The following is a 17,586-nucleotide window of genomic DNA, read 5'->3' as shown; positions in this document are numbered from 1 at the left end:
TTGCGTTTTCAGCCCTCGCGCAGCACCGTCAACGGGCTGGCGTTCAGTGCGCGGCGAGTGCCGAACACACCGGCTCCGCCGATCAGCACGGCACCGATCACCGGCAGCAGCAACAGCCACGGATGCGGGTGCCAGGTCAGGTCGAACGCGTAGCGATACAGCACCAGTGTCACCAGTTCCGTACCCAACGCCGCCAACAGGCCGCTGACCGCGCCCAACAGCCCGAACTCGATACGCCGCGCCTTGACCAGCAACTTGCGCTCTGCTCCCAGCGCCCGCAGCAGGGCACCTTGGCGAATCCGCTCATCGAGGGTTGCCTGGAGCCCGGAGAACAACACAGCCATCCCCGCAGCCAGGACAAACAACAGCACGTACTCAACCGCCAGGGTGACCTGGGCCAGGATGCTGCGCAGCTGTTCAAGCAGTGCCTCCACTTGCAGGATGGTCACCGCCGGGAAGGCCCGGGACAGGTCGACGATCTGCTGGTCATGGCCGGGCGCCAGGTAGAAGCTGGTCAGGTAGGTGGCGGGCAGGTCCTTCAAGGTGCCTGGCTGGAAGATCATGAAGAAGTTCGGCTGGAAGTTGTCCCAGTTGATCTCCCGCAGGCTGGTAACCCGCGCTTCACGGTTTTCCCCGCCGACGGTGAAGACCAGGTGATCGTTGAGCTTGAGTTTCAGGCTGTCAGCGACCTTGGCCTCCACTGAAACGCCGGGAATCTCGTCAGCCGGTTGCGCTGTCCACCACGAGCCCGCCGTCAGCTTGTTGCCCGGTGGCAGGTCGGCGGCCCAAGTCAGGCTCAAGTCCCGCTGCACTGCGCGATCGCCGCTGGAATCCTTGCTGACGATCTCCTGCACCGGCGCGCCATTGATGCTGATCAATCGTCCCGGTACCACCGGATACAACGGAGCAGACTGTGCCTGCAATTCCAGCAGGCGTGCACCGAAGGTGTCTTTGTCGGCAGGCAGGATGTTCAAGGCGAAATAGTTGGGGGCGTCCTTGGGCAATTGGTTTTGCCAGGTGTCCAGTAATTCGCCCCGCAGCAATGCGATCAAACCCATCGACAACAGGATCAGCCCAAATGCCAGGGACTGGCCCGCCGCCGCCAAGGGATGACGCAGCAACTGGCCCAACCCCAGGCGCCAGGGCAGGGAGGCCCGGGCCAGCAGGCGCCGCAGGCTTTGCAACAGGAGCAGGAGCAGACCGCCGAGAACCAGTGCAGCAATCACGCCGCCACCCAGCAGGGCGAAGGTCAGCACCAGGTCGAGGCTCAAGCGCCACATGATCAGGCCCAGGGCGAACAGCGCGGCGCCGTAGACCATCCAGGTGCTGGAAGGGATCGGCAGCAGGTCGCGTCGCAGTACCCGCAGCGGTGGCACGCGCCCCAGTGCGGCCAATGGCGGCAGGGCGAAACCGGCAAGGGCGACCAACCCGGTACCAATCCCGGCAATCGCCGGCAACAGCCCACCGGGTGGAACGTCCGCCGGCAGCAGGTCATGCAACAGCGCAAACAGCCCCAATTGCGCCAGCCAGCCGAGCAGGGCGCCGGTCAGGCTGGCCAGCAGGCCCAGCACGGTCAATTGCAGGCTGAACAGCAACATGGTCTCGCGCCGGGACAGCCCGAGACAGCGCAATAAGGCACTGGCATCAAAGCGTCGACTGGCGAAGCGGTTCGCCGAGAGTGCCACTGCCACGCCGGAGAGCAGCACTGCCACCAGGCTGGCCATGTTCAAGTAACGTTCGGCCTTGCCCAGGGCGCCGCCGATCTGCTGGTTGCCGTCGCGCGCATCCTGCAGCCGCTGGTTGGCAGCCAGGCCGGGCTTGATCAGGTCGCGGTAGGTTTGCAGTACGGTGCCGCCTTGGGGCGCGCGCCACAGGTCGCGATAACTGACGCGGCTGCCGGGCTGCACCACGCCGGTGGCCTCGAGATCGGCCAGGTTGATCATCACCCTGGGTGTCAGGCTATAGAAGTTGCCGGCACGGTCCGGCTCGTAGGTCAGTACGCGGGCCAGGCGCAGGTTCTTCATGCCGACGTCGATGCTGTCGCCGATTTTCAGGCCCAGCGCTGTTAGCAACCGTGCTTCCACCCAGGCTTCGCCGGGCTTGGGCGAACCGCCGGTGGTTTCCTTGCCGAAGGGCTCGGCGGCGCTCTTCAGTTCGCCGCGCAACGGATACTCGTCGTTGACCGCCTTGATGCTGGACAGCTGGATGCCATTGTCGGTGGCAATAACGCTGGAGAACTCCACGACCCTGGCGTGCTGCAATCCCAGTTCGGTGCCACTCTGGATTTGCTCGGTACGGGCGGGTGAGCTGCCTTCCAGCACCAGGTCGGCCGCGAGGAATTCCGTAGCGCGCAGCATCATGGCGCCATTCAGGCGTGCACCGAAGTAACCGATGGCGGTGCTGGCGGCGACGGCCACCAGCAGGGCGAAGAACAGCACACGCAGTTCGCCGGCGCGGGCATCGCGCAGCAGCTGGCGAAGGGCAAGGCTGAACAGGCGCAACAAGGGCAAGCGTGCCATCAAGGCTCCAGGGGCGCGACCATCAGGCCGGCTTCAAGACGGATCAGGCGGCGGCAACGGTGGGCCAGGCGCTCGTCATGGGTCACCAGCACCAGGGTCGTGCCGCTCTCTTTGTTGAGTTCGAACAACAGGTCGCTGATGCGCTCGCCAGTGTGGCTGTCGAGGTTGCCGGTGGGTTCATCGGCAAACAGCACATCCGGTTCGGCGGCAAACGCCCGGGCAATCGCTACCCGTTGCTGCTCGCCACCCGAGAGTTGGCGCGGTGAGTGGGTGAGGCGCTGGCCCAGGCCGACGCGCTCCAGCAGGTGCCTGGCCCGTTCGCGGGCGTCCTTGCGGCCATCCAGTTCCAACGGCAGCATCACGTTTTCCAGGGCATTGAGGCTGTCGAGCAACTGGAAGGACTGGAACACAAACCCCACGTGCTCGGCGCGGATGCGCGCACGCTGGTCTTCGTCGAGAGTACTCAGGGCTTGGCCGGCGAGGGTGACTTCACCGCTGCTGGGCAGGTCGAGGCCGGCCAGCAGGCCGAGGAGGGTGGATTTGCCGGAACCGGAGGCGCCGACGATAGCCAGGCTATCGCCCTTGTTCAGTTCCAGGCTCAGTTCGTGCAGGATAGTCAGTTCACCTTCCGCGCTGGGAACCACTTTGCTAAGGTTTCGCGCGGTGAGAATGCTTGCGCCCATGGAGAATCCAATGCGAATGTGGTTTTTGAGTGCTGGCCTGGCCTTGATGTGCATGGCCCAGAACGCAGCGGCGGGTACAGTCCTGATCGTTGGGGATAGTATCAGTGCCGGTTTCGGGCTGGATACCAGCAAAGGGTGGGTAGCGTTGTTGGGACAACGGCTCAAGAGCGAAGGTTTCGACGATAAAGTGGTCAACGCCTCCATCAGCGGCGACACCAGTGCCGGAGGCCTGGCGCGGCTGCCGGCGGCGCTTGCAGAGCATAAGCCGGACCTGGTGATCATTGAGCTGGGCGGCAATGACGGTCTGCGTGGGCAGCCACCCGCGCAATTGAAACAAAATCTTGCATCGATGATCGACCAGTCCAAGGCCAGCGGTGCCAAGGTGCTGCTGTTGGGCATGCAGTTGCCGCCTAACTACGGCCCGAAATACACCACTGCGTTTGCGCAGGTTTACGGGGATCTGGCCAAGGAAAAAAGCGTCCCGCTGGTACCCTTTTTCCTTGAAGGCGTCGGCGGCCATCCCGAGTTGATGCAGGCTGACCAATTGCACCCGGCGGTTGGCGCGCAGGGCAAGTTGCTGGAAAATGTCTGGCCAACGCTAAAGCCACTGCTATGACGCTTTTCTAGCAGCGGTCTTTCGGCTAAGGTGGCGCCCCCCGATTTGGAGCCCCCGATGTCGCGTCCTGCCTGGTCCCTGTTTGCCTACCAACTGATCGAGCCTGACGAACAGCTGGATCTGTTCGCCTGCCAGGAAGTCCGGGTGCATCTGGTGACGCGTCAATTGGAGTTGGGTGGGTCCATCGATCGCACCCTCTGCGGTACGTTATTGCCCGCCCAACCGCGTTGGTCGTCGGTGGATCGCTCGATCTTCCAGGACCAGCGTTTGTGCCCCCTGTGCCGGGCGATCCTCGAGTCGCAAAAACGCGGCACACCGCCGATCTGGCCAGAGCTGCGCTTCGAACTTTGAATATGGGTGCCCGCCGGGCAGCCGTGTACAATCCATTTTTTACTACCCGTCGATCTGCGAAGGAATTCCCGGATGTTGTCGCGCCTTTCCGCCGTCACCTGCTGCCTGTCTCTTGCTGCGCTCTGCGCGGCTGGTCCTGCTGCAGCCTTGCAGTTGCCTTTGCCGCCACCGGGTGAAGATATCGTTGGCCAGGTCCAGGTGATCAAGGCCAAGTACGAAGATACCTTCGCTGACCTGGGCACCACCTACGACCTGGGCTATTCGGAGATGGTCGCGGCCAACCCGGGCGTCGATGCCTGGTTGCCGGGGGCGGGTACCGAGATCGTGTTGCCGACGCGCTTCATCCTGCCACCCGGCCCCCGTGAAGGCATCGTGATCAACCTGGCGGAATACCGGCTCTATTACTACCCCAAGGGCCAGAACGTGGTGTACACGTTCCCGTTGGGGATTGGCCGTGAAGGCTGGGGTTCACCGGTGGCTCACACCACCATCACGGGCAAGATCCCGAACCCGACCTGGACCCCGCCAGCCTCGATCAAGGCCGAGCACGCGGCCAATGGCGACCCGTTGCCCAACGTGGTGCCGGCCGGCCCGGACAACCCGTTGGGGCCGTTCAAGTTCACTCTGGGCACGCCCGGCTACCTGATCCACGGCTCCAACATGAAGTTCGGCATCGGTACCCGTACCAGTCATGGATGCTTCCGCATGTTCAACAACAACGTGCTGGAAATGGCCGACATGGTGCCGGTAGGGACGTCGGTGCGGATTATCAACGATGCCTACAAGTTTGGCGCAGCCGGTGGCAAGGTCTACCTGGAAGCGCATACGCCGTTGAACGACGATGGCACTCCATCGGTCGTCGACAAGCACACTGCGGTGATCAACGCGTTGCTCAAGCGTGAAGACCTGTCCAGCAACCTGCGGGTCAACTGGGACCAGGTGCGTGACGTCGTTGCGGCTGAAGACGGTATCCCGACGGAAATCGGCGTGCCCGGTGGGGCACCTATGGTGTCGAGTACGCCGGTCGATCTGCAGCAATAAGCCTGCACGATCCATAACCTGTTATCGCCTCGCGCGGTGACGGGTTTTTTATTGTCTGGAATCCAGCCAAATTGCGGGCAAAAAAAAGCCGATCCAAGAATGGACCGGCTTGATAACAACCCCGAAGGATTATTACTTGCGGCTTGCTTTTTCAAGCATGCGCAGAGCGCGCTCGTTAGCTTCGTCAGCAGTCTGTTGTGCTTTTTGAGCAGCAGCCAGAGCTTCATCAGCTTTACGATAGGCTTCGTCTGCACGAGCCTGGGAGCGAGCTGCTGCGTCTTCAGTTGCAGTCAGACGAGCTTCGGTTTCTTTGGAGACGCTGCTGCAACCGGTAGCCAGAACTGCGGCCAGAGCCAGAGCAGAGAATTTCAGAACGTTGTTCATCGTGTTCCCCTTCAAGGACTTTCTATTAAATGGCTACTTTCTCAGAGTGAGCTAATAGCCGGCGTACATACTACCCATTACTTGTAGTAAGTAAACTGACGTAGCGCAAGAAGCAAAAAAAATTCTCGCGCCCAATCTATTTTGGCTAATCTTTTGAGAGTCTGTATAAAAAATATCCAGATTTTTGCACTCGGCCGAGGATTGGATCCAGCCTGAAAGGGCCGGCTGGCATGTGTTAAGCCATGTAAACATAAGTCACTTTATATATCGTCCCTGACACTATTGTTCAGATTGTCTTTTCGGTCTTCGGTATCTTTTGTGCATGTTGAGGTGACTTTAAGAGCGCGTGTTCGTCTCAAGCTTCAACTGCCGGCAATGTTCAGGCCATCGACGTAAGGAATCTCGATTGGCCCTTTCTATGTCCGCCAGCGCAACGGAAGACGAGCGCGTCTTGAGCAATTGTGCGATTGGCGCCTACTATTTCCCTGTGCTGGTTGTGAGCGCTAGTGCAAGGCACTGGTGGCTTTTCTCGTTGTCGAAACCGGCACCGGGTGGCGTAGATGTTCCTTCGCCGGAAAAACATCGGTAAGGTAGGGGTCAGAAACCAAGACCCGCGAGGAGTAGTGATGAGCGAGGCGTTGTCCATCCACCATGACCAGGCTGGTCATCAGTTCGAGACCAATGTGGACGGTCATCGTGCCTATCTGACCTATATGGACCTTGGGAAGCAGACCCTGGATATCTATCGCACCTTCGTGCCCAACGCATTGCGAGGCCGTGGCATTGCTGCCGCGCTCACCGAAGAAGCGTTGAAGTTCGCCGAAGAGGCAGGTTATACGGTTATCCCGTCATGCTCCTACGTGGAGCGCTATATGGAGCGCCACCAGCGCCATGCCGCAAAGCTGTGAGCATTGAGTAGGGCGGGGCGCAGAGCATCCCAGGATGCATTCCCACGCAGAGCGGGGAACGATCAAAAAAAACGCCGGGTTTAGCCCGGCGTTTTTGTGTCCGCAGTGTTTGCTCAGCCGCGTTGGCGCTTGGGCAACACGTCCTTGAGCTTGGCATGCATGCTGCGCAAGGTGGTCTCGGTGGCAGCCCAGTCGATGCAGGCATCGGTGATCGACACGCCGTATTGCAGGTCGGCCAGATCCTTTGGAATCGCCTGGCAGCCCCAGTTCAGGTGGCTTTCGACCATCAGGCCGATGATCGACTGGTTGCCTTCCAGAATCTGGTTGGCCACGTTCTCCATCACCAGCGGTTGCAGAGCCGGGTCCTTGTTGGAGTTGGCGTGGCTGCAATCGACCATGATGTTCGGCTTGATCTTCGCCTTGTTCAGCGCCTGTTCGCACAGGGCCACGCTGACCGAATCATAGTTGGGCTTGCCGTTGCCGCCGCGCAGTACCACGTGACCGTAGGCGTTGCCCTTGGTGGTGACGATGGACACGCCACCTTCCTGGTTGATACCCAGGAAACGGTGCGGGCTGGACACCGACTGCAGGGCGTTGATCGCCACCGTCAGGCCGCCGTCGGTACCGTTCTTGAAACCCACGGCCGAAGACAGGCCGGAAGCCATTTCCCGGTGAGTCTGGGATTCGGTGGTACGTGCACCAATCGCCGACCAGCTGATCAGGTCTTGCAGGTACTGCGGGGAAATCGGGTCCAGGGCTTCGGTTGCCGTCGGCAGGCCCATTTCCGCGAGGTCCAGCAGCAGTTGACGACCGATGTGCAGGCCATCCTGGATCTTGAAGGAGTCGTCCAGGTACGGGTCGTTGATCAAGCCTTTCCAGCCGACGGTGGTACGCGGCTTCTCGAAATAGACGCGCATCACCAGGTACAAGGTGTCGGACACTTCTGCCGCCAGCACCTTCAGGCGCTCGGCGTATTCGTGGGCAGCCTTGAGGTCATGGATCGAGCACGGCCCGATGACCACGAACAGGCGGTGGTCGGTGCCGTCGAGAATCTCACGGATGACTTCGCGGCCCTTGGTGACGGTCTGCAGGGCAGCGTCGCTCAGGGGGATTTCGCGCTTGAGCTGATCGGGTGTGATCAGGGTCTCGTTGGATTCGACGTTAAGGTCGTTGATCGGTAAATCAGCCATCGTGTTACTCGTCAGGGTCACGGGTGCCGGCCGCCAGCGATCCCCGTGCGGCGGAGCACAGCATGATTTAAGTGCAGCGGGGAGCCGAACCTTAGCGCGTTACAAGGCTGCGAGACAATGGGCAAAGGCCGCTTTAATCCAGCGCTGGCTGCACAAAAGCCTCATGGGAGAACTCGCCGGCATGGCGCGTGACCCATTCCCGGGCCAGGGCTTCGCTTTGCCAGGGTGTCGGCCCGGAGCCTTCGTGGAGGCGGCAGTAGCGTTCGATCTGGCACACTTGCTCACCCATCCGCGCACCGAACAAGGCCTGTTCATCGGTAAAGGTAATACCGACGCGGTAACCGTTTTCAGCTTTGCGGCACCACGCTACGTAGCCCGGATAGCGGGCTGTCTGGCCCAGTGCAGGGATATGCATCTCGATGGCCATGCCTTGGCGCCAGGCGCGTGGGTAATTGCATGCGACGCCGCCCAGGCCGATAGTGTGCAGCCGTTGGCGGGAAATGCCGGAAATGGGACGTTGGGTTAATTCGACAGCGACATCATCAGGGTGAGGAAAGAAACGACCCATGCACACGGACTCCGAGCACCGTCCAGTTGACGGCGGTGGCAGCAGTATAGTGAAAGAACTGCACCTTACCGATCTGGATATCGACCAGCAATTATTGGGGCTTCCCGGCACCTCGCTGGTGGTGTTCACCGGTGACGGTTGCTCGCGCTGCCGCTTCCTGCACCAGCAACTGCCCGGTTGGGACTTGCCGGTGGACCGGGTCTGTTGGGTGGATGCTGGCCACAATGGCGGCGCGGTAGAGCGCTACGAGATCTTTCATTTGCCCGCGTTGTTTGTGGTGTGCGACGGGAAATTCCATGGAATATTAGCGTCACTGACGCGTCTGACCGCCGGCGACCTGAAGCAGGGTGTGCAGCAGGCGCTCAAACGACTACCAGAGGAATTGCCATGACCGAAGTTGCAAAAACACAGTCGCCCCGGATCGGGATTATCGGCACCGGGGCCATTGGTGGCTTCTACGGTGTGATGCTCGCGCGTGCCGGTTTCGATGTGCATTTCCTGCTGCGCAGCGAGTACGCGGCGGTCAGCGAGCGCGGCCTGCAGCTCAACAGCACCCTCCACGGAATCGTGCGCCTGCACCCGGTGCAGGCCTATGCCCGCGCCGCCGACATGCCGCCGTGCGACTGGCTGCTGGTGGGCACCAAGTCCACGGGTAATGTCGAACTGGCCCCAACCATCGCCCAGATTGCCGCCCCGGACGCCAAGGTCGTGCTGCTGCAAAACGGCCTCGATGTCGAAGACAGCCTGCGGGAACACTTGCCGCCGTCGCTGCACTTGCTGGGTGGCCTGTGCTACATCGGCGTGCACCGTTCCGGTCCCGGGATTGTCGAGCATCAGGCGCTGGGCCGGGTCAACCTGGGTTACCACAGTGGTCCCGCGGCCAACGATGACACTCATCGGCAGGCCATTGTCGAAGCAGGTGCCGCACTGTTTCACCAGGCCGGCATCGACTCCCAGGCCATGGCCAATGTGCATCAGGCGCGCTGGCATAAACTGGTGTGGAACGTGCCTTACAACGGTCTGTCCGTCGTGTTCGGCACTGGCACCACGGCGATGATGGCGGATGAATCCAGCCGTGAACTGATCCAGGCGCTGATGGCCGAAGTGGTGCAGGGCGCCCACGCCTGCGGGCATGAAATCCCCGCCAGTTACGCCGGGCAGATGTTCACCATGACTGAAAGCATGGATGACTACCTGCCCAGCATGTATCACGATTACGTGCACAAGCGCCCGCTGGAACTGGCGGCGATTTACGCACGCCCCTTGGCGGCGGCGAAGGCGGCGGGTTGTGAATTGCCAAGAATGCAGGCGCTGTACCAGGCCTTGAGTTTTATGGATCGGCATAACCGCTGATTGGGGGGAACACCATGGCAAAGGGATTGGGCGACAAACTGGTGCTGGCGATTTCCTCGCGGGCGCTGTTCGACCTGAGCGAAAGCCACAAGGTCTACCTGGCCCAAGGGGTCGAGACCTATCGCAAGTACCAGATCGACCACGAGGATGAAATCCTCGAGCCCGGCGACGCCTTCCCGCTGGTGAAGAAACTCCTGAGCCTCAACGCCAGCCTCGGCCGTGCCCGGGTCGAGGTGGTGCTGGTGTCGCGCAACAGTGCAGACACCGGCCTGCGCGTGTTCAATTCGATCCAGCATTACGGCTTGGACATCTCCCGCGCCGCGTTTGTCGGCGGGCGCAGTCCTTATCCTTATCTGGCGGCGTTTGGTTGCCACCTGTTTCTGTCCACCCATGCCGAGGATGTGCGCAGCGCCCTGGATGCCGGGTTTGCCGCAGCGACCATCCTCTCGGGCGGCGCACGTCGGGCCTCCAGCGCCGAGTTGCGGATTGCCTTTGACGGCGACGCGGTGCTGTTTTCTGATGAGTCCGAGCGCGTCTATCAGTCGGGAGGTCTTGAAGCCTTCCAGGCCAGCGAGCGGGAGTCGGCCCGCGAGCCATTGCGCGGCGGACCGTTCAAGGGCTTCCTGGCGGCGCTCAACTTGTTGCAACGTGAGTTCCCGGACGAGTCCTGCCCGATCCGTACTGCACTGGTCACTGCGCGTTCGGCGCCGTCCCACGAGCGGGTGATTCGCACGCTGCGGGAATGGGATATCCGTCTCGACGAGTCGCTGTTTCTCGGTGGCCTGGAGAAGTCGGCGTTCCTCGAGGCTTTTGCCGCCGATGTGTTTTTCGATGACCAGGAAGGGCATTGCGAGAAGGCCCGGGAGTTCGTGGCCACCGGGCACGTCCCCCACGGCATCAGTAACGAGTTGAAAATTCAGACCGAGGGCTGAGCACTGCCAAAGGCGCTGCTAAGCTGAATCAATCCCCGCCATCCTGGCTACCCAGGAGGTTCTATGATTCGTTCGATGCTGTACGCCACTGACCTCGGTCTATATGCACCTTATGTGATGCAACATGCCCTGGCGCTGGCGCGAACGTTCAAGGCCGATCTGTATGTGATTCACGTGGTCGAGCCCATCGGGCTGTTCGCCGAATCCGTGTTACAGAGCTACCTTGATGAGAAGGCCTTGAGTGAATGGCAAAGCCAGGGCCTGACGACAGTGATGGCGACCATCGAGCAGCGGGTGCTCGACAGTTTTCGCGAGGAACTGGGGGAAGGGGAGCAGGACCTCAAGTTGATCCGTTCGGTGCGGGTGATCCAGGGCGACCCCTGTGAAGTGATTCTCGACCAGTCGCAGAAACTCTCTGTGGATTTGCTGATCGTAGGTAGTCACAGCCAGGCGGTCGGTGTGGCGACGCCCCTGGGAAGAACCGCTGCTCGGGTGCTGCAGCTGTCTCAGGTGCCGGTGTACCTGGTGCCACTTTTACAGCGCCGCCGCAGTGATGACGTGTGATTGGTAGAAAACGATAAAAAGTTCTAGATTTATCAGTCCAACCTTTAATATAGTTATATACCGTCGCTGATACCCGTGGCGTCTATCCGCTTTGAGGGACACATATGAAGCTTCAACAACTGCGCTACATCTGGGAAGTGGCGCACCACGACCTCAACGTTTCCGCTACTGCTCAAAGCCTTTACACCTCGCAACCCGGTATCAGCAAGCAGATCCGCCTGCTCGAAGATGAGTTGGGCGTTGAAGTGTTCGCACGCAGCGGCAAGCACCTGACCCGCGTCACCCCGGCCGGTGAGCGCATCATCACCACCGCCGGCGAGATCCTGCGCAAGGTCGAAAGCATCAAGCAGATCGCCCAGGAATTCTCCAACGAGAAGAAAGGCACCCTGTCGATCGCCACCACCCACACCCAGGCACGTTATGCGCTGCCGCCGGTGATCAGCAGCTTTATCAAGCAGTACCCGGACGTGGCCTTGCACATGCACCAGGGTTCGCCGATGCAGATCGCCGAGATGGCCGCCGACGGCACCGTCGATTTCGCGATTGCCACCGAAGCGCTGGAATTGTTCGGCGACCTGGTGATGATGCCGTGCTACCGCTGGAACCGCTGTGTGGTAGTGCCTCAAGGTCACCCATTGGCCAAGCTGCCGAAGCTGACCCTGGAAGCCCTGGCTGAATACCCGATCGTGACTTACGTGTTCGGTTTCACCGGCCGTTCGAAACTCGACGAAGCCTTCAGCCATCGTGGCCTGACGCCGAAAGTGGTGTTCACCGCAGCCGACGCCGACGTCATCAAGACTTATGTACGCCTGGGCCTGGGTGTCGGTATCGTCGCCAAGATGGCGGTCGACACCAAGCTCGACAACGACCTGGTGGTGCTCGATGCCAGCGAACTGTTCGAGTCCAGCGTGACCAAGATCGGTTTCCGCCGCGGCACCTTCCTGCGGGGTTTCATGTGCGACTTCATCGAGAAATTCGCGCCGCACCTGACGCGCGAAGTGATGGCCAAGGCCATCCAGTGCCACAACAAGCAGGAACTGGAAGAGCTGTTCGACGGCGTTGAACTACCGGTTCACTGATCGTCTTACTTGACCTCGGTAACAGCAAACTGTTGCCGAGCGCCCCCCACCAGAATCTCCACCTCATCCCCTTCGAACTTGCCCACCAGGCTTTTGCCCAGGGGCGAGCGTGGGGTGATGACGGTCACCGGTTGTCCCACCACATCGACCTTCAAGCCTGCGCCGTCCGGCGCCAAGAATAGCCACTGCTGGCGATCGTTTTCATCCACCAGCCCCAGCAATGCGCCCACTTCGATCCCGCGCTGGTCATCGTAGGCACGCAGTTGCATGTTCTGGCAGAGCGTCAGCGCCTGCTTGATCTCCTCGACGCGCCGGGCCTGGCCGGCGGCCAGGTAGGACGCTTCCAGCCCCAGGGTGTCGTACTTGTTCTCGGCGATGTTTTCTTCATGAGTCGCGGTTTCGTACGCGGTTTGTGCCGCGCGCTGGGCGATATCAAGATCGACCGCGAGCTTATCCAGGACCAGTTGGTGAACGGCGTGCTTATTCATGGGTGGCTTTCGTGATCAATCGCAAAATTGCAGGACGTTGGCCCGGCTCTTGTCGTTGGGGGCGTTCTGGTCCTGTTGCAGCCAGAACTGGCATTTGGGGTTGGACAGGTTGCGCGGGTTGTTGCGGGCCTGGTCCAGGGTCTGCTGTTGCTCCTGCTTGCGCAGGTTCTCCTGGTACTGCTCGAACATCCGGTTAGGCGGCTCCGGTGCAACCACCTCCGGCTTGCCCAGTTGCTGCACCACTCGGGCCACCGGCGCTACGGTTTGCTCAGGCAGGTAGCGGGACGCCAGCCACAGGCTCAGCACAATGGCGATAAACCCCAGCCACAGGCCGAAGGCCACGGCGATACTGAGTTTGAACAGCGAGAACGAACGATCAGACATGGTGGCCTCCTGGCAGGCACGTGCGGCATGGCGCCGATTGTCCCACAGCCGCGCGCAGAATAATCGCGATCAACCCTTCGCAATCGAGGCATTTATACGGACAATCGAGCCTTTGAGCGTTGGAGCCCGGAATGAAAGCCCGCTGGGATATTTTTTGCAGCGTCGTCGACAACTACGGCGACATCGGCGTGACCTGGCGCCTGGCCCGGCAATTGGTGGCGGAACACGGTTGTGGGGTGCGCCTGTGGGTCGATGACCTGCGGGCGTTCGAACGCATGTGCCCCGAGATTGATGTGCAGGTGCACCAGCAGTGGCAAGAGGGCGTTGACGTGCGCTACTGGCCCTCCGACTGGCCGGCGACCGACGCGGCAGACGTGGTGATCGCCGCGTTCGCCTGTCAATTGCCGCCTGACTATATGGAAGCGATGGCCGCGCGCGACCGCACGCCGCTGTGGATGAACCTGGATTACCTGAGCGCCGAGGATTGGGTCGTGGGTTGCCACGGTTTGCCGTCGGTGAAATTCAAAGGCGTGCAAAAGTACTTCTTCTTTCCCGGATTCCGTCCCGGCACCGGAGGTTTACTGCGTGAGGCGGGGCTGCTGGAGCAACGCGATGCCTTCCAGCGAAATGCCGCCGCCCGGCAGCAGTTTCTGCAGGCGCTTGGGGTTTTCCCGGCCGCCGGCGCGCGACTGATGTCGTTGTTCGCCTATGAAAACACCGGGCTGGCCAGTTGGCTCGACGTGCTGGCCGCCGATGGGCGCGCCACTCATCTGCTGGTGCCGGAAGGGCGGATCCTCGGTGACGTGCAGCGCTGGCTGGGTGTCGAGTCATTGAAAACAGGCGACGTGCACCGGCGCGACGGGTTGACCGTGCAAGTGCTGCCGTTCGTGCGCCAGGAGCAATACGACCGCCTGTTGTGGTGCTGCGACTTCAACGCCGTGCGCGGCGAAGACTCGTTTGTGCGGGCGCAATGGGCCGGGCGGCCGTTGCTGTGGCATATCTATCGCCAGGACGAAGACATTCACCTGGACAAGCTGGACGCCTTTCTCGAGCTGTATACCGAAGGCTTGTCACCGGCCGCGAAAACCGCGTTGGTCAGCCTTTGGCAAGCCTGGAACGCTGATGGCAATATGGCACATAGCTGGAAAATGCTGCTGGAACACTGGCCGGAAGTGACCGCGAATGCCGAGAAATGGGCTCTGGAACAAGGCTCGCGGACCGATCTTGCGACGGCGCTGGTACAGTTTTATGTAAATTGGATATGATACGCGACCTTGATTTTTGTAAATCCCATCCAAATTTCGGATATTCGCAATGAAAACTGGTAAAGAACTGAAACCCGGTACAGTGATCCGTCTCGAAAACGACCCTTGGCTGGTTCAGAAAGCTGAGTTCACCAAGTCTGGTCGTAACAGCGCAATCATGAAGACCAAGCTGAAGAACCTGCTGACCGGTTACAAGACCGAGATCGTCTACAGCGCCGATGACAAACTGGACGACGTGATCCTCGACCGCAAAGAAGCGACCCTGTCCTTCATCAGCGGCGACACCTACACGTTCATGGACACCACCGACTACACCATGTACGAGCTGAACGCTGAAGACATCGAAGCCGTTCTGCCATTCGTGGAAGAAGGCATGGAAGACGTCTGCGAAGCTATCTTCTTCGAAGACCGTCTGGTTTCCGTAGAGCTGCCGACCACTATCGTGCGTAAGGTTGCCTACACCGAAGGTTCCGCTCGCGGCGACACTTCGGGCAAGGTGATGAAGCCTGCCAAACTGGCTAACGGTACCGAACTGCAAGTGGCCGATTTCATCGAAATCGACGACCTGATCGAGATCGACACCCGTGAAGGTGGTTCGTACAAAGGTCGCGCCAAGAAGTAATTCTTGCGCCACCGGTACGACAAAAAAAGCCCGACCATGAGTCTAATGCTGTTCACTTAAGCATTTGAGCCCACGCCGGGCTTCCTAGAAAATCCGATACCAGACCTCTGGCATCGGATTTTTTATGTCTGTTCAACAGGACCTGCTTGACCTCGGCGACCTTTTCAACTTCTGCGACCTGAGCACCTTTACCCAAAATATTCCCATTGAGTGGGTAGCGTCTGCGCTGGATCTTTCCAGTCAGGCCACCATTCGCCGGCGTCGCCTGCCCGCTGATCAAGTGCTTTGGTTGGTACTGGGGATGGCGCTATTTCGAGATGAGCCGGTTCACGAAGTGGCCAGACGTTTGAACATCTGCGCCCAAGGCCTGGCTTCTGACCACTTGTTGGCCCGCAGCGGTGTGACCGAGGCGCGAAAGCGGCTCGGTGCCGATCCTGTTGAGTGGCTGTTTCGCAAGACCGGTACTCAATGGGGGGCGGAGCGCTACGACGATGATGCCTGGCACGACCTGCAGGTATTCGCGGTGGACGGTGCACTTTTACGCACTCCGGATACGCCCGAGCTGCGAGATCACTTTGGATCGGGAAACACCCCGAGTGAGCGCCAGACACCGTTTCCCATGCTGCGCCTGGTGGCGCTGATGAATGTGCGTTCGCATGTGATCCTGGATGCTCAATTGAGCCCTTACCGACGCAGTGAAATGCGCTTGGCCGACGAGTTTTTGCAGCAGATTCCCGACCACTCAGTGACGCTGTTCGACAAAGGGTTCTGGGGCGCCGAGCTACTGTCGAGTTTGAGCCGTTCGGGCACCCACCGTCATTGGTTGATCCCGGCAAAAAAAGGACTGGTCTGTGAGGAAGTGGCCCGTTACAGCGTGCATGACCGTTTGGTGCGCATGAAAGTCTCACCGCAGGCCAGAAAGCGAAATCCGGTCCTTCCATCGCACTGGGAGGTACGTGAAGTCAGCTATGAAATACAAGGCAAAGTGAAGACCGTCATGACGTCCTTGCCGGCCGAGACCTACAACACCAAGGCCGTTGCCAAGCTTTATCAGGAACGCTGGGAGATCGAGCTGGGCTTCAGGGACATCAAGAGTTCGATGCAACAGAACGCTATGACCTTGCGCAGCAAAAAAGTCGAGCTGATTTATCAGGAGGTGTGGGGACTTTTGCTGGCTTACAACGTAATTCGTCGGGAAGCCAGTCAGGCAGCGGTGGCGTTTGGCCGAGCGCCCTCGGACATCCGTTTCAAACCGGCTTGTCAGTACATCGCGGTGCAATTGATTGTGATGGCTGCGGCCAACCCGATCTCAGCGACAGGGAGACGATTGGCAGAGTTAAGGGCAGGTATCGGAGGATTGTTTCTGGATCACCGTCCAAGGCCTTCGAGGCCAAGGACGGTGAAGATCTCAAAAACCCGATTTCCAGTAGACCGTAAGGCTGCTCCGCTTAAGTGAACAGCATTACGACCATGAGTCGGGCTTTTTTGTGGGCGCGGTTTGGATCAAACGGTCACGTGCAGGCGCACATCGACGTTGCCACGGGTGGCGTTGGAGTACGGGCAGACCTGGTGGGCCGCGTCGACCAGGCTTTGTGCTTCGTCCTGGGCCAGGCCGGGCAGGCTGACGTGCAGGTCGATGTCCAGGCCGAAACCGCCGGGGATTTGACCGATGCCGACATGGGCAGTGATCGAAGCGTCATCCGGGATCTTGCGTTTGGTCTGGCTGGCGACGAATTTCAGGGCGCCGATAAAGCAGGCGGAATAACCGGCGGCGAACAGTTGTTCCGGGTTGGTGGCCTGGCCACCCGCGCCGCCCAGCTCTTTTGGCGTGGAGAGTTTTACGTCGAGGATATTGTCGTTGGAAACAGCGCGACCATCACGGCCGCCGGTGGCGGTGGCTACTGCGGTATAGAGAGTTTGCATGGTGATTTCCTCGTTTGTATTTGCGCTAATTGTTTGTGCGCTAAGTAAGTGGCGAGGTGAATGTATCGCGCAAATAGTTGGCGCGCAATATATATTTTGAAAATATTTTGCCTGCCTTGATGGCGAGGCTCTGCACAAACAAATGTGGGAGCGGGCTTGCTCGCGAATGCAGTGGATCAGTCAATGCATCTAGTGACTGTCACACCGCATTCGCGAGCAAGCCCGCTCCCACATTTTTGATGCGTGGTGCCTTTAGAGGGAGACTTGCAGGTTTTTCCGCAGCGCGAGTAAATCCCCCTGAAGCTTGCGCAGTTGTTCGATGTCCATCCCGCTGGCGCCCAGAATGCACTGCGGAATATCCATCGCCTTGTCCCGCAGGGCACGCCCGGCATCGGTCAACTCAACCACCACCACACGCTCGTCTTCACGGCTGCGGGTCCGGCTGAGCAGGCCTTCGGCTTCCAGGCGCTTGAGCAGCGGGGTCAGGGAGCCGGGATCCGTCAGCAGGCGATTGCTGATTTCGCCTACGGTCAATCCATCCTCTTCCCACAGCACCATCATCGCCAGGTACTGCGGGTAGGTGAGGCCGAGGGCTTGCAGCAGGGGTTTGTAGACCTTGGTCATCAACAACGAGGTGGAATGCAGGGCAAAACACAGTTGGTTGTCGAGCAACAAGGATTCGCAGGTATCGAGGGGCTTGGTCATGGCGGTGCCTT

At 60.1% G+C, this 17,586-nt stretch carries 21 protein-coding genes; 12 read left to right on the top strand and 9 right to left on the bottom strand.

Going from position 1 to position 17,586, the window contains the following annotated elements; genetic code table 11:
- Positions 1-8: 8 nt before the first annotated feature.
- Positions 9-2,519 (bottom strand): ABC transporter permease, encoded by a 2,511-nt coding sequence (locus JFU58_RS26050; protein ID WP_201142705.1) that lies wholly within the window; start codon positions 2,517-2,519, stop codon positions 9-11.
- The gene (locus JFU58_RS26045; RefSeq protein WP_010176179.1) at positions 2,519-3,202 is read right to left on the bottom strand and encodes an ABC transporter ATP-binding protein; all 684 of its coding nucleotides are present in this window, start codon (positions 3,200-3,202) and stop codon (positions 2,519-2,521) included. The genes JFU58_RS26050 and JFU58_RS26045 overlap by 1 nt, the downstream gene beginning before the upstream one ends.
- Positions 3,203-3,212: 10 nt before the next feature.
- On the opposite strand from JFU58_RS26045, the gene JFU58_RS26040 reads away from it, so the two are divergent.
- From JFU58_RS26040 to JFU58_RS26030, 3 genes are all read left to right on the top strand, one after another.
- Positions 3,213-3,818, top strand: a complete 606-nt coding sequence (locus JFU58_RS26040; RefSeq protein WP_063032098.1) for an arylesterase — start codon at positions 3,213-3,215, stop codon at positions 3,816-3,818.
- Between the two features lie 57 nt (positions 3,819-3,875).
- Positions 3,876-4,169 carry a hypothetical protein gene (locus JFU58_RS26035; RefSeq protein ID WP_003218723.1) on the top strand — a complete coding sequence of 98 codons (294 nt, stop codon included), beginning with the start codon at positions 3,876-3,878 and terminating at the stop codon, positions 4,167-4,169.
- 72 nt (positions 4,170-4,241) lie between these two features.
- Positions 4,242-5,210, top strand: a complete 969-nt coding sequence (locus JFU58_RS26030; RefSeq protein WP_017477366.1) for a L,D-transpeptidase family protein — start codon at positions 4,242-4,244, stop codon at positions 5,208-5,210.
- 132 nt (positions 5,211-5,342) lie between these two features.
- On the opposite strand, the gene oprI is transcribed toward JFU58_RS26030, so the two are convergent.
- Positions 5,343-5,594: an outer membrane lipoprotei OprI gene (oprI, locus tag JFU58_RS26025; protein ID WP_003172710.1), complete on the bottom strand. Its 252-nt coding sequence runs from the start codon at positions 5,592-5,594 to the stop codon at positions 5,343-5,345.
- Between the two features lie 626 nt (positions 5,595-6,220).
- Between oprI and JFU58_RS26020 the strand changes: the two genes are divergently transcribed.
- Positions 6,221-6,502: a GNAT family N-acetyltransferase gene (locus tag JFU58_RS26020; RefSeq protein ID WP_003189869.1), complete on the top strand. Its 282-nt coding sequence runs from the start codon at positions 6,221-6,223 to the stop codon at positions 6,500-6,502.
- Between the two features lie 113 nt (positions 6,503-6,615).
- Here the strand turns inward: JFU58_RS26020 and JFU58_RS26015 are convergent, their stop codons facing one another.
- Both JFU58_RS26015 and JFU58_RS26010 read right to left on the bottom strand, forming a co-directional pair.
- Positions 6,616-7,692, bottom strand: a complete 1,077-nt coding sequence (locus JFU58_RS26015) for a 3-deoxy-7-phosphoheptulonate synthase (RefSeq protein WP_017477367.1) — start codon at positions 7,690-7,692, stop codon at positions 6,616-6,618.
- A 133-nt stretch (positions 7,693-7,825) separates the two neighbouring features.
- Positions 7,826-8,260 (bottom strand): PilZ domain-containing protein, encoded by a 435-nt coding sequence (locus JFU58_RS26010; RefSeq protein ID WP_093200137.1) that lies wholly within the window; start codon positions 8,258-8,260, stop codon positions 7,826-7,828.
- Between JFU58_RS26010 and JFU58_RS26005 the strand changes: the two genes are divergently transcribed.
- From JFU58_RS26005 to cysB, 5 genes are all read left to right on the top strand, one after another.
- Positions 8,259-8,651 (top strand): hypothetical protein, encoded by a 393-nt coding sequence (locus JFU58_RS26005; protein WP_063032094.1) that lies wholly within the window; start codon positions 8,259-8,261, stop codon positions 8,649-8,651. The two genes, JFU58_RS26010 and JFU58_RS26005, sit on opposite strands and share 2 nt — an antisense overlap.
- On the top strand, positions 8,648-9,613 hold the full coding sequence (locus JFU58_RS26000; protein ID WP_201142704.1) for a putative 2-dehydropantoate 2-reductase: 966 nt from the start codon (positions 8,648-8,650) through the stop codon (positions 9,611-9,613). The genes JFU58_RS26005 and JFU58_RS26000 overlap by 4 nt, the downstream gene beginning before the upstream one ends.
- 14 nt (positions 9,614-9,627) lie before the next feature.
- Positions 9,628-10,545, top strand: a complete 918-nt coding sequence (locus JFU58_RS25995) for a 5'-nucleotidase (protein WP_063032090.1) — start codon at positions 9,628-9,630, stop codon at positions 10,543-10,545.
- A gap of 63 nt (positions 10,546-10,608) precedes the next feature.
- Complete coding sequence (locus JFU58_RS25990; RefSeq protein ID WP_017477371.1) at positions 10,609-11,109, top strand: universal stress protein; 501 nt, start codon at positions 10,609-10,611, stop codon at positions 11,107-11,109.
- A gap of 104 nt (positions 11,110-11,213) precedes the next feature.
- The gene (cysB, locus tag JFU58_RS25985; protein ID WP_003218707.1) at positions 11,214-12,188 is read left to right on the top strand and encodes an HTH-type transcriptional regulator CysB; all 975 of its coding nucleotides are present in this window, start codon (positions 11,214-11,216) and stop codon (positions 12,186-12,188) included.
- Positions 12,189-12,193: 5 nt separating this feature from the next.
- Here the strand turns inward: cysB and JFU58_RS25980 are convergent, their stop codons facing one another.
- On the bottom strand, positions 12,194-12,676 hold the full coding sequence (locus JFU58_RS25980) for a GreA/GreB family elongation factor (protein ID WP_093200101.1): 483 nt from the start codon (positions 12,674-12,676) through the stop codon (positions 12,194-12,196).
- A gap of 15 nt (positions 12,677-12,691) precedes the next feature.
- On the bottom strand, positions 12,692-13,060 hold the full coding sequence (locus JFU58_RS25975) for a hypothetical protein (RefSeq protein WP_017477373.1): 369 nt from the start codon (positions 13,058-13,060) through the stop codon (positions 12,692-12,694).
- Positions 13,061-13,191: 131 nt separating this feature from the next.
- Between JFU58_RS25975 and earP the strand changes: the two genes are divergently transcribed.
- The 3 genes from earP to JFU58_RS25960 all read left to right on the top strand — a co-directional run bounded on the left by earP (position 13,192) and on the right by JFU58_RS25960 (position 16,403).
- Positions 13,192-14,325, top strand: a complete 1,134-nt coding sequence (gene earP, locus JFU58_RS25970; RefSeq protein WP_201142703.1) for an elongation factor P maturation arginine rhamnosyltransferase EarP — start codon at positions 13,192-13,194, stop codon at positions 14,323-14,325.
- Between the two features lie 49 nt (positions 14,326-14,374).
- Complete coding sequence (locus JFU58_RS25965) at positions 14,375-14,947, top strand: elongation factor P (RefSeq protein ID WP_003218698.1); 573 nt, start codon at positions 14,375-14,377, stop codon at positions 14,945-14,947.
- A 124-nt stretch (positions 14,948-15,071) separates the two neighbouring features.
- Positions 15,072-16,403, top strand: coding sequence for an IS4 family transposase (locus JFU58_RS25960; RefSeq protein WP_093197129.1), 1,332 nt, complete (start codon positions 15,072-15,074; stop codon positions 16,401-16,403).
- A gap of 47 nt (positions 16,404-16,450) precedes the next feature.
- On the opposite strand, the gene JFU58_RS25955 is transcribed toward JFU58_RS25960, so the two are convergent.
- Both JFU58_RS25955 and JFU58_RS25950 read right to left on the bottom strand, forming a co-directional pair.
- Positions 16,451-16,870 carry an organic hydroperoxide resistance protein gene (locus JFU58_RS25955; RefSeq protein ID WP_017477375.1) on the bottom strand — a complete coding sequence of 140 codons (420 nt, stop codon included), beginning with the start codon at positions 16,868-16,870 and terminating at the stop codon, positions 16,451-16,453.
- A 252-nt stretch (positions 16,871-17,122) separates the two neighbouring features.
- Positions 17,123-17,575: a MarR family winged helix-turn-helix transcriptional regulator gene (locus JFU58_RS25950; protein ID WP_017477376.1), complete on the bottom strand. Its 453-nt coding sequence runs from the start codon at positions 17,573-17,575 to the stop codon at positions 17,123-17,125.
- Between the last annotated feature and the right edge of the window lie 11 nt (positions 17,576-17,586).

This window comes from Pseudomonas sp. TH34, assembly GCF_016650865.1.
GTDB classification, from domain to species: domain Bacteria; phylum Pseudomonadota; class Gammaproteobacteria; order Pseudomonadales; family Pseudomonadaceae; genus Aquipseudomonas; species Aquipseudomonas yamanorum.
This window is presented reverse-complemented; position numbering and strand designations above follow the sequence as displayed.

Excerpts from the sequence above, each read along its gene's own strand:
- JFU58_RS26050 (WP_201142705.1), bottom strand. The coding sequence starts at position 2,519 with ATGGCACGCTTGCCCTTGTTGCGCCTGTTCAGCCTTGCCCTTCGCCAG.
- JFU58_RS26045 (WP_010176179.1), bottom strand. The coding sequence starts at position 3,202 with ATGGGCGCAAGCATTCTCACCGCGCGAAACCTTAGCAAAGTGGTTCCC.
- JFU58_RS26040 (WP_063032098.1), top strand. The coding sequence starts at position 3,213 with ATGCGAATGTGGTTTTTGAGTGCTGGCCTGGCCTTGATGTGCATGGCC.
- JFU58_RS26035 (WP_003218723.1), top strand. The coding sequence starts at position 3,876 with ATGTCGCGTCCTGCCTGGTCCCTGTTTGCCTACCAACTGATCGAGCCT.
- JFU58_RS26030 (WP_017477366.1), top strand. The coding sequence starts at position 4,242 with ATGTTGTCGCGCCTTTCCGCCGTCACCTGCTGCCTGTCTCTTGCTGCG.
- oprI (WP_003172710.1), bottom strand. The coding sequence starts at position 5,594 with ATGAACAACGTTCTGAAATTCTCTGCTCTGGCTCTGGCCGCAGTTCTG.
- JFU58_RS26020 (WP_003189869.1), top strand. The coding sequence starts at position 6,221 with ATGAGCGAGGCGTTGTCCATCCACCATGACCAGGCTGGTCATCAGTTC.
- JFU58_RS26015 (WP_017477367.1), bottom strand. The coding sequence starts at position 7,692 with ATGGCTGATTTACCGATCAACGACCTTAACGTCGAATCCAACGAGACC.
- JFU58_RS26005 (WP_063032094.1), top strand. The coding sequence starts at position 8,259 with ATGCACACGGACTCCGAGCACCGTCCAGTTGACGGCGGTGGCAGCAGT.
- JFU58_RS26010 (WP_093200137.1), bottom strand. The coding sequence starts at position 8,260 with ATGGGTCGTTTCTTTCCTCACCCTGATGATGTCGCTGTCGAATTAACC.
- JFU58_RS26000 (WP_201142704.1), top strand. The coding sequence starts at position 8,648 with ATGACCGAAGTTGCAAAAACACAGTCGCCCCGGATCGGGATTATCGGC.
- JFU58_RS25995 (WP_063032090.1), top strand. The coding sequence starts at position 9,628 with ATGGCAAAGGGATTGGGCGACAAACTGGTGCTGGCGATTTCCTCGCGG.
- JFU58_RS25990 (WP_017477371.1), top strand. The coding sequence starts at position 10,609 with ATGATTCGTTCGATGCTGTACGCCACTGACCTCGGTCTATATGCACCT.
- cysB (WP_003218707.1), top strand. The coding sequence starts at position 11,214 with ATGAAGCTTCAACAACTGCGCTACATCTGGGAAGTGGCGCACCACGAC.
- JFU58_RS25980 (WP_093200101.1), bottom strand. The coding sequence starts at position 12,676 with ATGAATAAGCACGCCGTTCACCAACTGGTCCTGGATAAGCTCGCGGTC.
- JFU58_RS25975 (WP_017477373.1), bottom strand. The coding sequence starts at position 13,060 with ATGTCTGATCGTTCGTTCTCGCTGTTCAAACTCAGTATCGCCGTGGCC.
- earP (WP_201142703.1), top strand. The coding sequence starts at position 13,192 with ATGAAAGCCCGCTGGGATATTTTTTGCAGCGTCGTCGACAACTACGGC.
- JFU58_RS25965 (WP_003218698.1), top strand. The coding sequence starts at position 14,375 with ATGAAAACTGGTAAAGAACTGAAACCCGGTACAGTGATCCGTCTCGAA.
- JFU58_RS25960 (WP_093197129.1), top strand. The coding sequence starts at position 15,072 with ATGTCTGTTCAACAGGACCTGCTTGACCTCGGCGACCTTTTCAACTTC.
- JFU58_RS25955 (WP_017477375.1), bottom strand. The coding sequence starts at position 16,870 with ATGCAAACTCTCTATACCGCAGTAGCCACCGCCACCGGCGGCCGTGAT.
- JFU58_RS25950 (WP_017477376.1), bottom strand. The coding sequence starts at position 17,575 with ATGACCAAGCCCCTCGATACCTGCGAATCCTTGTTGCTCGACAACCAA.